The 13,388-nt window shown below is 72.4% G+C and carries 13 protein-coding genes and 2 pseudogenes; 5 read left to right on the plus strand and 10 right to left on the minus strand.

The features are described 5' to 3' along the window. A complete protein-coding gene (locus tag AC1VM9_RS18250) occupies positions 1-1,017 on the plus strand; it encodes an alanine racemase (protein ID WP_483123627.1) in 1,017 nt (338 codons plus the stop codon). A 146-nt stretch (positions 1,018-1,163) separates the two neighbouring features. Further along, a pseudogene (gene ypfJ, locus AC1VM9_RS18255) lies at positions 1,164-2,124 on the plus strand (KPN_02809 family neutral zinc metallopeptidase). 13 nt (positions 2,125-2,137) lie between these two features. Here the strand turns inward: ypfJ and AC1VM9_RS18260 are convergent. From AC1VM9_RS18260 to AC1VM9_RS18305, 10 genes and pseudogenes are all read right to left on the minus strand, one after another. After that, positions 2,138-2,755 carry an acVLRF1 family peptidyl-tRNA hydrolase gene (locus tag AC1VM9_RS18260; protein WP_481340724.1) on the minus strand — a complete coding sequence of 206 codons (618 nt, stop codon included), beginning with the start codon at positions 2,753-2,755 and terminating at the stop codon, positions 2,138-2,140. A 25-nt stretch (positions 2,756-2,780) separates the two neighbouring features. Then, on the minus strand, positions 2,781-3,107 hold the full coding sequence (locus AC1VM9_RS18265; protein WP_481340725.1) for a metal-sulfur cluster assembly factor: 327 nt from the start codon (positions 3,105-3,107) through the stop codon (positions 2,781-2,783). Beyond that, positions 3,104-3,625: a Fe-S cluster assembly sulfur transfer protein SufU gene (sufU, locus tag AC1VM9_RS18270; protein WP_483123629.1), complete on the minus strand. Its 522-nt coding sequence runs from the start codon at positions 3,623-3,625 to the stop codon at positions 3,104-3,106. The genes AC1VM9_RS18265 and sufU overlap by 4 nt, the downstream gene beginning before the upstream one ends. A gap of 104 nt (positions 3,626-3,729) precedes the next feature. Further along, positions 3,730-5,012 (minus strand): annotated as a pseudogene (locus tag AC1VM9_RS18275) (SufS family cysteine desulfurase); the annotation flags it as partial. Positions 5,013-5,017: 5 nt separating this feature from the next. After that, a complete protein-coding gene (gene sufC, locus AC1VM9_RS18280; protein ID WP_483123630.1) occupies positions 5,018-5,791 on the minus strand; it encodes a Fe-S cluster assembly ATPase SufC in 774 nt (257 codons plus the stop codon). Positions 5,792-5,795: 4 nt separating this feature from the next. After that, positions 5,796-7,106: a Fe-S cluster assembly protein SufD gene (sufD, locus tag AC1VM9_RS18285; protein WP_483123631.1), complete on the minus strand. Its 1,311-nt coding sequence runs from the start codon at positions 7,104-7,106 to the stop codon at positions 5,796-5,798. Continuing rightward, positions 7,106-8,527, minus strand: coding sequence for a Fe-S cluster assembly protein SufB (gene sufB, locus AC1VM9_RS18290; protein ID WP_481340730.1), 1,422 nt, complete (start codon positions 8,525-8,527; stop codon positions 7,106-7,108). Before sufB ends, sufD begins: the two co-directional genes overlap by 1 nt. Then, entirely contained in the window at positions 8,524-9,402 is an 879-nt protein-coding gene (locus tag AC1VM9_RS18295; protein ID WP_483123633.1) for a helix-turn-helix transcriptional regulator, read from the minus strand. The genes sufB and AC1VM9_RS18295 overlap by 4 nt, the downstream gene beginning before the upstream one ends. 78 nt (positions 9,403-9,480) lie before the next feature. After that, on the minus strand, positions 9,481-10,485 hold the full coding sequence (locus AC1VM9_RS18300) for a CDP-alcohol phosphatidyltransferase family protein (protein ID WP_481340732.1): 1,005 nt from the start codon (positions 10,483-10,485) through the stop codon (positions 9,481-9,483). Further along, positions 10,482-11,147 (minus strand): phosphatidylserine decarboxylase, encoded by a 666-nt coding sequence (locus AC1VM9_RS18305; protein WP_481340733.1) that lies wholly within the window; start codon positions 11,145-11,147, stop codon positions 10,482-10,484. Before AC1VM9_RS18305 ends, AC1VM9_RS18300 begins: the two co-directional genes overlap by 4 nt. A 147-nt stretch (positions 11,148-11,294) precedes the next feature. On the opposite strand from AC1VM9_RS18305, the gene AC1VM9_RS18310 reads away from it, so the two are divergent. From AC1VM9_RS18310 to AC1VM9_RS18320, 3 genes are all read left to right on the plus strand, one after another. Then, positions 11,295-12,005, plus strand: a complete 711-nt coding sequence (locus AC1VM9_RS18310) for an ABC transporter ATP-binding protein (RefSeq protein ID WP_481340734.1) — start codon at positions 11,295-11,297, stop codon at positions 12,003-12,005. After that, on the plus strand, positions 12,002-12,802 hold the full coding sequence (locus AC1VM9_RS18315) for an ABC transporter permease (RefSeq protein ID WP_483123635.1): 801 nt from the start codon (positions 12,002-12,004) through the stop codon (positions 12,800-12,802). The genes AC1VM9_RS18310 and AC1VM9_RS18315 overlap by 4 nt, the downstream gene beginning before the upstream one ends. A gap of 86 nt (positions 12,803-12,888) precedes the next feature. After that, complete coding sequence (locus AC1VM9_RS18320) at positions 12,889-13,371, plus strand: DUF2231 domain-containing protein (protein WP_481340736.1); 483 nt, start codon at positions 12,889-12,891, stop codon at positions 13,369-13,371. The last annotated feature ends 17 nt before the right edge of the window (positions 13,372-13,388 follow it).

Genomic DNA, 13,388 nt, shown 5'->3' on the forward strand with positions numbered 1-13,388 from the left:
GTGTCCCTGGTGCTGCACGTCGACGGTGAGCGCTGGCGCTCGGCCCACGACCGGTTCGTCGCCGACCGTCCGGGCCTCGTGCCCGTCGTCAAGGGCAACGGCTACGGGTTCGGGCGCGAGCTGCTGTGCGCGGAGGCCGGCCGCCTCGGCGTGCCCATGGTGGCCATCGGCACCTACGCCGAGCTGCCCGAGACCCTCGGCTGGTTCGGCGGCGACGTCCTCGTCATGGAGCCGTACCGGGCGGCCGTCCACGACGGTGTGCCGGAGCTCGTCCACGACCGTGCCGTGCACACGGTCACGACGCGCGAGGACCTCGCGGACCTGCGTGCCGCGAACGCCCACGCGCGGGTCGTCGTCGAGGGCCTGACCTCGATGAACCGGTTCGGAACCCCGATGACCGAGGTCGCGGCCCTCGTCGGCGAGGCGGATGCCGTCGGCGTCACGCTGCACCTGCCGCTCGGCAGCGGCCACGTCGAGGAGATCAGCCGGTTCGTCGCCGCCGTCCCCGGCGAGCTGACGTGGTACGTCTCGCACGTCAGCGCGGCGGAGCTCGCCGAGCTGCACCGGCGCCACCCCGGGCTCGAGTTCCGCCCCCGCATCGGCACCGACCTCTGGTACGCCGACAAGGGCTCCTACGAGGTCCGGGCGCACGTCCTCGACGTACGCCGCGTCGGACGCGGGGCCCGCGCCGGTTACCGGCAGCGTCCGGTGGCGCCCGGCCACCTCGTGGTGGTCAGCGGCGGCACGTCGCACGGCGTCGCCATGGAGAGTCCCGCCTCGGCCGCCACAGCCCGGTCGCGCGCCGTGGCGGTCGCCGAGGGAGTGCTCGAGGCTGCCCACCGCGTCCGGTCGCCCTTCACCGTCTCGGGCACGATGCCTCGCTTCGCGGAGCCACCCCACATGCAGTGCAGCATCCTCACCCTGCCCGACGGCGTGACTCCGCCGCAGGTGGGCGACGAGGTGACGGTCCGGATGCGCCTGACGACGACGACCCCCGACGCCGTCGTCGTGTCCTGACGCGTGCCCTGACGCGTGTCCGGACGCGAGCCCGGACCCGCCGGTGGGTACGGCCTCACCAGATCGAGACGGACGGGCCCAGGCCCGGCTGACCCAGCGGACCGCGACGCCCCGGGGCGCCGGTCCCGAGCCACAGGAGCAGCCCGATGACCTTCAACGACAATGCGCAGCTGGACACCTCGCAGGTCGAGAGCGGACGTGGCGGCGGCTTCGGCGGCGGAGGCGGGGGGTTCCCCGGCGGCATCCAGGTCGGGGGCGGCATCGGCGGCCTCATCGTGCTCGTCCTGCTGCTCATCTTCGGGGGCGGACGGCTCCTCGGCGGGGGCGACTCCGGCGACGCCGGCGTCGGGGGCCTGCCGGCCCAGCAGCTCGACAACAGCCAGGTCGCCGCGGCCGGGCAGGTCGACCAGGGCGAGCTTCTCCCGGTGCAGGACGGGCGCGGACGCCAACCGGGACGACGTCTGCCTCGTCGTCGCGACGGTCAACAGCGTCCAGGACTACTGGACGAAGACGCTGCCGAAGTACCAGGTGAACTACGAGCCGGCCAAGACGGTCATCTACCAGGGCCAGACACCCTCCGGCTGCGGCACCGCGAACTCGCAGGTCGGGCCGTTCTACTGCCCCCTCGACGGCAAGGTGTACATCGACGCGAGCTTCTTCGCCGAGCTGCAGAGCACGTTCGGGGCAGACGGCGGCCAGCTGGCCAAGGAGTACGTCGTCGCGCACGAGTACGGCCACCACATCCAGGACCTCCTCGGCATCCTCAACCGGGCCCAGCAGGACCCGCAGGGCCCGAACTCCGGCTCCGTGCGCATGGAGCTCATGGCCGACTGTCTCGCGGGCACGTGGGTCAAGCACGCCACCGAGACCACCGACCAGAACGGCACGACGCTGCTCAAGCCCATCACCGAGTCCGACATCAGGTCCGCCCTGTCGGCCGCCGCCGCCGTCGGCGACGACCGCATCCAGGAGAAGATGCAGGGCCGCGTCACCCCGGAGTCCTGGACCCACGGGTCGGCGAAGGCCCGGCAGGCGTGGTTCACGCAGGGCTACCGCACCGGCGACATCAACCAGTGCAACACCTTCGGCGTCGAGTCGGTGAGCTGACGCACCGAGCAGCTCAGGGCGCGTCGGGCTCGGTGAGCTCGACCCACACCGCGCGGCCGCGTCGCAGGGCGCTGTCGAGCACGTCACGGCGTGGGTCGGGCAGGTCGTAGAGCTCGCGCAGCGGCAGGTCGCGCAGCGCCCGCAGGGCCGACGCGTCGAGGACCTGCCGGACGAGGCGCCGGTCGCCGCCGACCACGAGGCCGCGCGGGAGCCCGGGTGCAGCGGAGGCGGGCGACTCGTCGCCGCCGAGCAGCACCCGGCGCGCATGCCCGACGACGGCCTCGACGAGCTCGTCGGCCTGCTTGCCGCGCCGTCGCGCGAACCGCTGCTGCGACCAGCCGCCGGCTGCCGTGCGCGACTGGACGTGCCGCGTCCCGACCTTCGAGCCACGCCACGCGCCGTCGACGGCCAGGCCGACCGCGTACCCACCGCGCCGAACGAGCACGACGCCGAGCGGGTCGTGGGAGAACGGCGTGGCCACGAGGGTGGATCCGTCGGCCGCCCGCGCGGACACGACGACCCCGCCGGGAGCGGTCTCCTCGGCGGCGTCGTAGAGGCCGTGGCGCTCGGCGAACCCGGCCATCCAGCGGTCGAACCGGTCGGGGTCGACCTCGATGACCCGGCTGCCCACGGTCAGGTCGCGTTCAGGGTGCGGCTCAGAGGTTGAAGCCGAGGGCGCGCAGCTGCTCGCGGCCGTCCTCGGTGATCTTGTCCGGGCCCCACGGCGGCATCCACACCCAGTTGATCCGGTGGGAGGCGACGAGGCCCTCGAGCGCCTGCGCGGTCTGGTCCTCGATGACGTCGGTGAGCGGGCACGCGGCGGAGGTCAGCGTCATGTCGATGACGGCGTGCGCCTGCGCGTCGACGGTGATGCCGTAGACGAGCCCGAGGTCGACGACGTTGATGCCGAGCTCGGGGTCGACGACGTCGCGCAGGGCCTCCTCGACGTCGGCGACGTTGGTCGGGGTGGTGGTCTCGGTCATGACGACACTCCGTGGGTCGGTCGATGGGTGGGTCGGGCAGGTCGGGTGCTGTCAGCGGGGGCGGTGGAGGCCTCGCCGATGTCGACGCCGGCGCGGGCGAGCGCATCGGTGAAGGCGGTCCAGCCGAGCAGCGCGCACTTGACGCGTGCCGGGTACTTCGCGACGCCGGCGAAGGCGACGCCGTCACCGATGACCTCCTCGTCACCGCTCAGGGTGCCCTTGGAGGTGAGCATCGCGCGCATCGCGGCGAAGGTCGACAGCGCCTCGGCCACGGGTCGGCCGATGACCTCCTCGGCGAGGACCGACGAGCTGGCCACCGAGATCGAGCAGCCCCGGGCGTCGTACGACACGTCGCGCACGACCGCGTCGGCGCCCTCGCCCGCGACCTCGACCCGCAGGGTCACCTCGTCGCCGCACGTCGGGTTGATGTGGTGCACCTCGGCGTCGAACGGCTCGCGCAGACCCGCGTGGTGCGGCCGCTTCGAGTGGTCGAGGATGAGTTCCTGGTAGAGGTCCATCAGCTCGCCTCCCTCGCGTCGTCGGCCTCGCCGCGCAGCGCCCGCGCGTCGTGGCGGGCCTCGAGGTCGGCGTCGGGGTCGGAGTCGAGGTCGGTGCCGGTCACGTCGATGCCGAAGATCCGGGGCACGCGGTCGAGCGCCGCGAGCAGGGCCCGGACGTCGTCGGGACCGTTGTGCACGCCGAACGACGCGCGCGTCGTGGCCGTGGCGCCGAGGACGCGGTGCAGCGGCCACGCGCAGTGGTGGCCGACGCGCACGGCGACGCCGGCGTCGTCGAGCACCTGCCCGACGTCGTGCGCGTGGACGCCCTCGACGACGAACGCGACGGCCCCGCCGCGCTCGACACCGCGTGCCGGGCCGACGACGCGTACCCAGGGGCGCGCGGCGAGCCCGCGTTGGAGCAGGTCGACGAGAGCGGCCTCGTTCGCGTGGACGCGGTCGATGCCGATGGACTCGATCCAGCGCACGGCCGCGGCGAGGCCCACTGCCTGTGCGGCGTTGGGCACGCCGGCCTCGAACTTCTGCGGTGCAGGGGCGTACGTCGAGCGCTCCATCGTGACGAGCTCGATCATCGAGCCGCCCGTGAGGAACGGCGGCATCACGTCGAGCAGCGCACCGCGACCCCAGAGGACGCCGACGCCCATCGGGCCGTACATCTTGTGGCCGCTGAACGCGATGAAGTCGGCGCCGAGCGTCGCGACGTCGACGGGCAGGTGCGGCACCGACTGGCACGCGTCGACGACGACCAGCGCACCGACGGCGTGGGCGCGCTCCGCCAGCTCGGTCACGGGGTTGACCGTGCCGAGCACGTTGGAGACGTGCGTGAAGGCGAAGACCTTGGTGCGCTCGGTGAGCAGGTCGCCGAGCCCGTCGAGGAGCAGGGCGCCGTCCTCGCCGACCCGCACCCAGCGCAGGGTCGCGCCCGTGCGACGGGCGAGCCCTGCCAGGGCACCAGGTTGGCGTGGTGCTCCATCTCGGTGACGAGGATCTCATCCCCGGGACCGAGCACGAAGCGCTCGTCCTTGGGGTCGTCGGTGGGCGCGGCGTTGGAGAACGCGTACGCGACGAGGTTGAGGGCCTCCGTGGCGTTCTTGGTGAAGACCACCTCGTCGGACGGCGCGCCGATGAACGAGGCGATGGTCGCGCGGGCTGCCTCGAAGTCGTCGGTCGCCTCCTCGGCGAGCTGGTGCGCGCCGCGGTGGACCGCGGCGTTGCGCTGCTCGTAGAAGGCGCGCTCGGCGTCCAGGACAGCGGTCGGCTTGTGCGACGTCGCCCCCGAGTCGAGGTAGACCAGCGGCCTGCCGTCGCGCACGGTGCGCGCGAGGATGGGGAAGTCACCGCGGATCGCGGCGAGCTCCCCATCCGTGAACGGCAGGACGTCAGTCATCGGGCTCAGGCCTCCACCACCGCGGGAGCCGCGGTGAGGTAGCGGTCGTAACCCTCGTCCTCGAGGCGGTCGGCCAGCTCGGGGCCACCCTCCTCGACGATCTTGCCCTCGACGAAGACGTGGACGAAGTCCGGCTTGATGTAGCGCAGGATCCGCGTGTAGTGCGTGATGAGCAGGACGCCGAGGTCGCTGTTCTCCTTGGCGCGGTTGACACCCTCGGAGACGATCTTCAGGGCGTCGACGTCGAGGCCGGAGTCGGTCTCGTCGAGGACGGCCACCTTCGGCTTGAGCAGCTCCATCTGGAGGATCTCGTGGCGCTTCTTCTCGCCGCCCGAGAAGCCCTCGTTGACGTTGCGCTCGGCGAACGCGGGGTCCATGCGGAGGTTGTTCATGGCCTCCTTGACCTCCTTGACCCACGTCCGCAGCTTCGGGGCCTCGCCGTCGACGGCGGTCTTGGCGGTGCGTAGGAAGTTGCTCACCGTGACGCCGGGGACCTCGACCGGGTACTGCATCGCGAGGAAGAGCCCGGCCCGGGCGCGCGCGTCGACGCTCATCGCGAGGACGTCCTCGCCGTCGAGGGTCACCGTGCCACCGGTGACCGTGTACTTCGGGTGGCCGGCGATGCTGTAGGCCAGCGTCGACTTGCCGGAGCCGTTCGGCCCCATGATCGCGTGGGTCTCCCCCGACTTCACGGTGAGGTCGACCCCGCGCAGGATCTCCTTGGGGCCGTCCTCGGTCTCGACCGAGACCGTGAGTCCCTTGATCTCGAGCGTGCTCATCGGGTCAGTTCTCCTTGTTCGTCGGGCTGTTCGTCGGGCTGTTCGTCGTGCTGGGGGTCTGCTGGGTGGCGGCCGCGTAGGCCGTGGAGGCGAGCTCCTCCTCGATCGCCGCGGTGACCTCGTCCCGCAGGTCGGCGAGCGGGATCTCGCGGATGATGTCGGCGAAGAAGCCGCGCACGACGAGGCGCTTGGCCTCGTCCTCGGTGATGCCGCGCGACTGCAGGTAGAACAGCTGCAGGTCGTCGAAACGCCCTGTCGCAGAGGCGTGCCCGGCGCCCTCGATCTCACCGGTCTCGATCTCGAGGTTCGGCACCGAGTCGGCCCGGGCGCCGTCGGTCAGGACGAGGTTGCGGTTGAGCTCGTAGGTGTCGGTGCCCTCGGCCTCGGCACGGATGAGCACGTCGCCGACCCACACGGTGCGGGCGGTCTCGCCCTGGAGCGCGCCCTTGTAGGTCGCCCGGCTCTTGCAGTGCGCCTCGTTGTGGTCGACGTAGGACCGGTGCTCGAGGTGCTGTCCGGCGTCGGCGAAGTAGACGCCGAGGAGCGTCGCGTCGCCGCCCGGTCCGGCGTACCGCACGTTCGCGTTGACGCGGACGACCTCGCCGCCGAGCGTCACCGCGAGGTGCTTGTAGCGCGAGTCGCGCCCGACGAGCGCGTCGTGCTGAGCCAGGTGGACGGCGTCGTCGTCCCACCGCTGCACCGACACGACGGTGAGGTCGGACCCGTCGCCGGTGACGACGGAGAGCAGCTGGGAGTACTGCGCCGAGCCGGTGTGCTCGACGACGACGGTCGCCTTGGAGAAGCGCCCGGCGCGCACGACGAGGTGGCCGTGCACCGGCTCACCGCCGGTGCCGACGAGCGAGAGGCGCACCGGCGCGTCGAGCTCCGCCTCCGCCGGGATGTCGAGCAGCAGCGCGCCGTCGGCAGCCGCGCCGGCGACGACCGCGGCACGGTCCTGGGGCGGGAGGATGCCGAGCCCCTGGGCCTGGCCGGCCGTGATCGTCGACGTCGTGACCCCTTCGGGCAGCTGGCTGCCCACGTCGAGGCGACCCGTCGCACCCTCGGCGAGCAGGCCGGCGAGCTTCTTGACGGGCGTGAAGCGCCAGTCCTCCTCGCGGCCCGAGGGCAGCGGGAAGGCGGCGACGTCGAAGGACGCCGTGCGCTCGGCACGCGACTGGCTCGGCACGAAGGCCGCGGCCGAGTCGGTGTGCGCCGTCGTACCGGGAACGGCGGCGGTCGTGACAGCGTCGTGCACCGTGGTCTCGCTCTGCTGGGTGTCGGTGGTGTCGGTGGTCGTGTCAGCCAGAAGGCTCATCAGCCGACGGCTCCTTCCATCTGCAGTTCGATGAGGCGGTTGAGCTCGAGGGCGTACTCCATGGGCAGCTCGCGCGCGATCGGCTCGATGAAGCCGCGCACGATCATCGCCATGGCCTCGTCCTCGGCCATGCCACGGGACATGAGGTAGAAGAGCTGGTCCTCGGACACCTTGGAGACCGTGGCCTCGTGACCCATCGACACGTCGTCCTCGCGGATGTCGACGTACGGGTAGGTGTCGGAGCGGCTGATCGTGTCGACGAGCAGGGCGTCGCAGCGCACGGTCGAGGCCGAGTGCGAGGCGCCCTCGAGCACCTGCACGAGACCGCGGTAGGAGGCGCGACCGCCACCGCGGGCCACGGACTTGCTGATGATCGAGCTCTTCGTGTTGGGAGCCGCGTGGACCATCTTGGAGCCGGTGTCCTGGTGCTGCCCCTCGCCCGCGAAGGCGATCGAGAGCGTCTCACCCTTGGCGTGCTCGCCCATGAGGAAGACGGCGGGGTACTTCATCGTCACCTTGGAGCCGATGTTGCCGTCGATCCACTCCATCGTCGCGCCCTCCTCGCAGGTGGCGCGCTTGGTGACGAGGTTGTAGACGTTGTTGGACCAGTTCTGGATCGTCGTGTAGCGCACGCGGGCGTTCTTCTTGACGATGATCTCGACGACGGCCGAGTGCAGGGAGTCCGACTTGTAGATCGGCGCGGTGCAGCCCTCGACGTAGTGCACGTAGGAGCCCTCGTCGGCGATGATCAGCGTGCGCTCGAACTGGCCCATGTTCTCGGTGTTGATCCGGAAGTACGCCTGGAGCGGGATGTCGACGTGGACGCCCTTGGGCACGTAGATGAACGAGCCACCGGACCACACGGCGGTGTTGAGCGCGGCGAACTTGTTGTCGCCTGCGGGGATCACCGTCGCGAAGTGCTCGCGGAAGATGTCCTCGTGCTCCTTGAGCGCGGTGTCGGTGTCGAGGAAGATGACGCCCTGCTGCTCGAGGTCCTCACGGATCTGGTGGTAGACGACCTCGGACTCGTACTGCGCGGCGACGCCGGAGACGAGGCGCTGCTTCTCGGCCTCCGGGATGCCCAGGCGGTCGTAGGTGTTCTTGATGTCCTCGGGCAGGTCGTCCCACGTGGCCGCCTGCTTCTCGGTGGACTTCACGAAGTACTTGATGTTCTGGAAGTCGATGCCGGTCAGGTCGGAGCCCCACGAGGGCATCGGCTTCTTGCCGAAGAGGCTCAGGCTCTTCAGGCGCAGCTTCGTCATCCACTCGGGCTCGTTCTTGCGGGCCGAGATGTCGCGCACGACGTCCTCGTTGAGCCCACGGCGAGCTGACGAGCCGGCCACGTCGCTGTCGGCCCAGCCGTACTCATAGGTGCCGATGCCCTTGAGGCCGGGGTTCAGCTCTTCGATGTGGGTGGTCATGAGGAACCTTCCTTGACGTGCGTTCGGTCGTTCCGTGCGGACGTGGTGGCGGACGTGGTGGCGGACGTGCTGGCGGACGTGCTGGCGGACGTGGTCGAGCCCGGGCTCGCGGGTGCGGGGCTACTCAGTGCTGCACCGGAGGCAACATCGGGGGCGTCGGCGCTCTTCCGTGCGAGTCCACCCGTCGGGATGAACGTCGTGCACACGTGGTGGCCGCCCGCGAGCGTCGCCAGCCGCTGCACGTGCACCCCGAGGAGCCGGGAGAACGCATCGGTCTCGGCCTCGCAGAACTGGGGGAACTCCTCGGCGACGTGCTGCACGGGGCAGTGGCCCTGGCACAGCTGGACGCCGGCGAGACCTCCGCTGCCGACCGGGCGTGCCGTCGCGGCGAAGCCGTCCTCGCTCAGTGCCTCGACGAGGACGTCGGCGCGGGCGGCGGGGTCGTCGCCGACGGCGTCGAGACGCGCCGCGTAGCGTGCCTCGAGGGCGCCGACGCGCTCGCGGGCGAAGGCACCGACAGCGCCGCTGCCGGCCCGCTCCTCGAGGAACCCCAGCACCTCGACGGCCAGCGAGTCGTAGTCGGCCTCGAGGGAGCGGTGACCGACCTCGGAGACGACGTACGCGCGGGCCGGTCGGCCGCGGCCCCGCCGCTGGCCGGCCGGCTCGTGGGGCACGACGGCGCCCTGCTCCACGAGGGCGTCGAGGTGGCGTCGGACGGCGGCCGGGGTCAGGTCGAGGTGACGGCCGAGCTCCGCGGCCGTGACGGGCCCGTCGGAGGAGACCATGTGGAGCACGCGCGAGCGCGTCCGGGACTCGAGCGGCGACACGTGGTCGCCGTCCCTGCCCTCGCGCGGTGCATGCTCCGGGAAAAACACAACACCATTGTGACGTAATTGCTCGTGGAAGTGCCAGTTAGGTCCGCCTAACCGGCGACGTCGACCGGTATGCGAGGTTCACTCCTCCTCGTCGCGCTCGCGCCGCTCGGCGGCGTCCTCCTCGTCGTCGTCCCCGTAGCCGTCGTCACCGTACGGCCGGTCGTACGCGTCGAAGCCGTCGCCCGCGTCCTCCTCCTCCGGCGTGGGCTCCGGCGGCATGATCACCGACGGCAGCCTCGTGCGGGGCGGGGCCACGGCGTCGGGCCCGAACCACCGGCGTCGCAGCGGGGCGGTGACCCAGCCCAGCGGGCAGGTGAGGACGTAGCCGTAGGCGACGACCATTCCGGTGGCCCCGGGGAAGAACACGAGCCCGAGCACGAGCAGCACGCCGAGCGGGACCGAGATCCGCAGGTGCCGCGGCGAGAGCAGGTCACGGAAGGACCGGAACCGGAACGAGGAGGCCATGAGGGCGGCGGGCACGACGCCCGCGGCGACCGGCAGCAGCGGTGCCCAGTCGTAGAGCGGTTCGCCGATGGCCATGACCGTGGCGATGACGACACCGGCGGCGCCCGGGCTCGCGAGGCCCACGAAGTACCGCTTGTCGGCGAGCGGGTCGATGGTGACGTTGAAGCGGGCGAGGCGGTAGGCCGCGCAGGCCAGCCAGAACATGGCGCCGGCCCAGGCCCAGACCGGGTGCGCGGGCAGGGCCCACGTGTACACGAGGACCGCGGGCGCGATGCCGAAGGAGATGAGGTCCGCGAGCGAGTCGAACTGCAGCCCGAAGGGGGTGATGGCCCCGACGGCGCGGGCCACGGCGCCGTCGCAGATGTCGAGGACGATCGAGATGCCGACGAGCACGGCCGCCGCGCGGAACTCCCCCTGGAAGGACAGCAGCACGGAGGAGAAGCCGCAGAGCATGTTGCCGAGCGTGAACAGGCTGGGCAGCACGGCGCGGGCGCGCACCCGCGGGTTGAGCCGGCTCCACGGGACGACGCGCGCCCCGGTGGACGAGACGAGACGGATGCCGCGGGTGACGCGGTCGCGCCGTCGTGGTCGCGACCCTGCTGCTGGGTCGCCGGTCACGACGCGTCCGTCGCGGGGAAGCGGCCGAGAACCGTCTCGCCGCCGACGGCCCGCTTGCCCTTGGTGACCTCGAGCACGACCTCCGGCGGGACGAAGACGTCCATGCGCGAGCCGAACTTCATCAGGCCCATGCGCGCGCCGGTCGGTACCTCGTCCCCGGGTGCGACGCGGGTGACGATGCGGCGGGCGAGCTGGCCCACGAGCTGGCGGTAGACGACGCGTCGGACGGTGCCGCCGACCTCGCGCTCGACGACGATCTCGCTGCGCTCGTTCTTCGTGGCGCTCTCGGCCCGGTAGGCGGCGAGGAAGCGGCCCGGCGTGTGCGTGACGTCGACGACCCGGCCGCCGTACGGCGAGCGGTTCATGTGCACGTCGAGCAGGGACAGGAAGATGCTGACCTGCTGCCACTGCCCGGCCGGGGCGAGGCCCGGCTGCGGCTCGCCGACGTGCATGACGATGCCGTCGGCCGGCGCGAGCACGACGTCGGGGTCGCCGACCGGGGTCCGGTCGGGCGTCCGGTCGGGGTCGCGGAAGAAGAGGGTGACGCCCGCGGTGAGCAGGCCGAGGGCGAGCGTCGTCCGCGGCCGGCGGGCGAGCGCCGCGACGACGGTCGGTACCGCGGCCATGGCGGTGAACGGTCGGGCGGCGGGGTCGATCTTCACGGGGTGGTCACTCCGGCTTCTCGGTTCTCGGTGGCGTGGAGGGGGCGAGGGGGCGAGGGCTCGGCCGGGACGGTACCGCCTCGGGGCGTCCTGCGCTGGCCGGTGCGGTGACGGGGCCTCCCGCCACCGAGCCTAGACTCATCAGCCATGACCGCCGCGGTGACACTGACCGACCTGCACCGCTCGTTCGGCGACGTCACGGCCCTCGACGGCCTCTCGTGGAGCGCACCGGCGGGCCGTGTCACCGCGGTGCTCGGCCCGAACGGAGCCGGCAAGACGACCGCCATCGAGTGCGCCGTCGGCCTCGGGCGCCCCGACGCCGGCTCGGTGCGGGTGCTCGGCACCGACCCGTGGGACGCCTCGCCGGACCATCGCTCCCGCGTGGGCGTCATGCTCCAGGCCGGAGGTCTGCCCAACGGCACCCGACCGATGCGCCTGCTGCACCACCTGGCCCGGCTGTATGCCGAGCCGGCCGACGTCGACGCCCTGGCCCGGCAGCTCGGCATCACCGACTTCGCCCGCACGACGGTCCGGCGGCTGTCCGGCGGCCAGAAGCAGCGGCTCTCCCTCGCTGCCGCGCTCCTCCCCCGGCCCGACGTGCTCTTCCTCGACGAACCGGCGGCCGGCCTCGACCCGCACGGACGCCTCGACGTCTGGGACCTCGTCGCCGCGCAGCGCGACGCCGGCGTCACGGTCGTCGTCACGACGCACTCCTTCGAGGAGGCCCAGCGCCTCGCCGACCACCTCGTCATCATGAACGCCGGGCGCACGGTCGGCGAGGGCACGCTCGACGAGGTGACGGGTGGCCGAGCCCTCGAGGACGTCTACTTCAGCCTGACCCGGAGGGGGGCCGCATGACCGCCGCGCCGACGCCCACGCCCTCCCCGGCCGGTCCGGCGACCGGGAGCCGGCGCGGTGCCGCCCCGGCCCGGCAGCGGGTCCTCGCCCAGGCCTCCTTCGAGGTCGGCAACCTGCTGCGCAACGGCGAGCAGCTCCTCGTCTCCCTCGTCCTGCCGGCGATGGCGCTCGTCGGTCTCGCCGTGACGAGCACACCCTCCCTGGGCGCCGGGCGCCGCATCGACCTCGCCGCCCCCGGCGTCCTGGCCCTGTGCGTCGTGTCGGCCGCCTTCACGGCCCAGGCGATCGCCACGGGTTTCGACCGGCGCTACGCGGTGCTGCGCTACCTCGGGGTGACGCCTCTCGGGCGCGGCGGCCTCGTCGTCGCCAAGGCCCTCGCGACCCTGGCCGTCGAGGTCGTGCAGCTGCTCGTCGTCGCGGCGCTCGGCCTCGCCCTCGGGTGGCGACCGGAGCCCGTCGGCGTCGTGTGGGCGCTGCTGTTCGTCGTCGCCGGCACGTGGGCGTTCGTCGCGCTCGCCATGCTGCTCGCGGGCACGCTGCGCGCCGAGGCCGTGCTCGCCCTCGCCAACCTCGTGTGGGTGCTCCTCCTCGGCCTCGGCGGGGTCGTCGTCCCGCGCAGCGAGCTGCCCGCCGGGCTGTCGCACGTCGCCGGGGTGCTGCCGTCCGCCGGACTGGCCGACGGGCTGCGGAGCGCCCTCGTGCACGGGTCGCTGAACCTCGGCGCCCTCCTCGTCGTCCTCGCGTGGGGCGTCGTCGCGACCGTGCTCGCGGCGCGCTTCTTCCGGTTCGACGACTGACCGACCCGGCGCTCCGCGACCGCGCGGGGAGTGCCGGGGACACTCGAGAGCACTGGGCGCCGGCGTCGGCCCAGGGAGAGGTGACCGTGTTCGACTTCGTCTTCGGGCTGCCGATGCACATCCTCGTCGTCCATGCCGTCGTGGTGCTGGGACCGTTGTCCGCGCTCGCGGCCGTCGGCTACGCCGTCCGCCCCGGCTGGCGCCGCGTCCTGCGCTGGCCCACGGTCGTCGGCGCGCTCCTGACCGGCGTCTCCGCGTTCGTGGCGGCCGAGAGCGGCGAGCAGCTGCTCCGGCGCGTCTCGCAGGTCCGGGCGGCCACGACCGACGCGGGCCTGCTCGCCGAGCACGTGGAGTGGGGGGACCGCGCCAAGCTGCTCTGCCTCGCCTTCATGGTTCTGACGCTCGCCCTCGTCCGGTTCGTCCGGCCACCCGAGGAGGACGCACCGCGGACGCACCCGCTCGACGCCGTCCTCGGTGTCGTCACGGTCCTCGCGGCCGCAGCGGCGACGACGACGATCGTCCTCGCCGGGCACGCCGGGTCGCAGGTGGTCTGGAGCGGGCTCGGCTGAGGCCGGTTCCTCCACCA

The organism is Monashia sp. HAY1-11D, from assembly GCF_056868035.1.

What these genes read in the sequence shown, in the direction of transcription:
- AC1VM9_RS18265 (WP_481340725.1), bottom strand. Translation starts at nt 3,107, where the DNA reads ATGACCGAGACCACCACCCCGACCAACGTCGCCGACGTCGAGGAGGCC.
- sufU (WP_483123629.1), bottom strand. Translation starts at nt 3,625, where the DNA reads ATGGACCTCTACCAGGAACTCATCCTCGACCACTCGAAGCGGCCGCAC.
- sufC (WP_483123630.1), bottom strand. Translation starts at nt 5,791, where the DNA reads ATGAGCACGCTCGAGATCAAGGGACTCACGGTCTCGGTCGAGACCGAG.
- sufD (WP_483123631.1), bottom strand. Translation starts at nt 7,106, where the DNA reads ATGAGCCTTCTGGCTGACACGACCACCGACACCACCGACACCCAGCAG.
- sufB (WP_481340730.1), bottom strand. Translation starts at nt 8,527, where the DNA reads ATGACCACCCACATCGAAGAGCTGAACCCCGGCCTCAAGGGCATCGGC.
- AC1VM9_RS18310 (WP_481340734.1), top strand. Translation starts at nt 11,295, where the DNA reads ATGACCGCCGCGGTGACACTGACCGACCTGCACCGCTCGTTCGGCGAC.
- AC1VM9_RS18315 (WP_483123635.1), top strand. Translation starts at nt 12,002, where the DNA reads ATGACCGCCGCGCCGACGCCCACGCCCTCCCCGGCCGGTCCGGCGACC.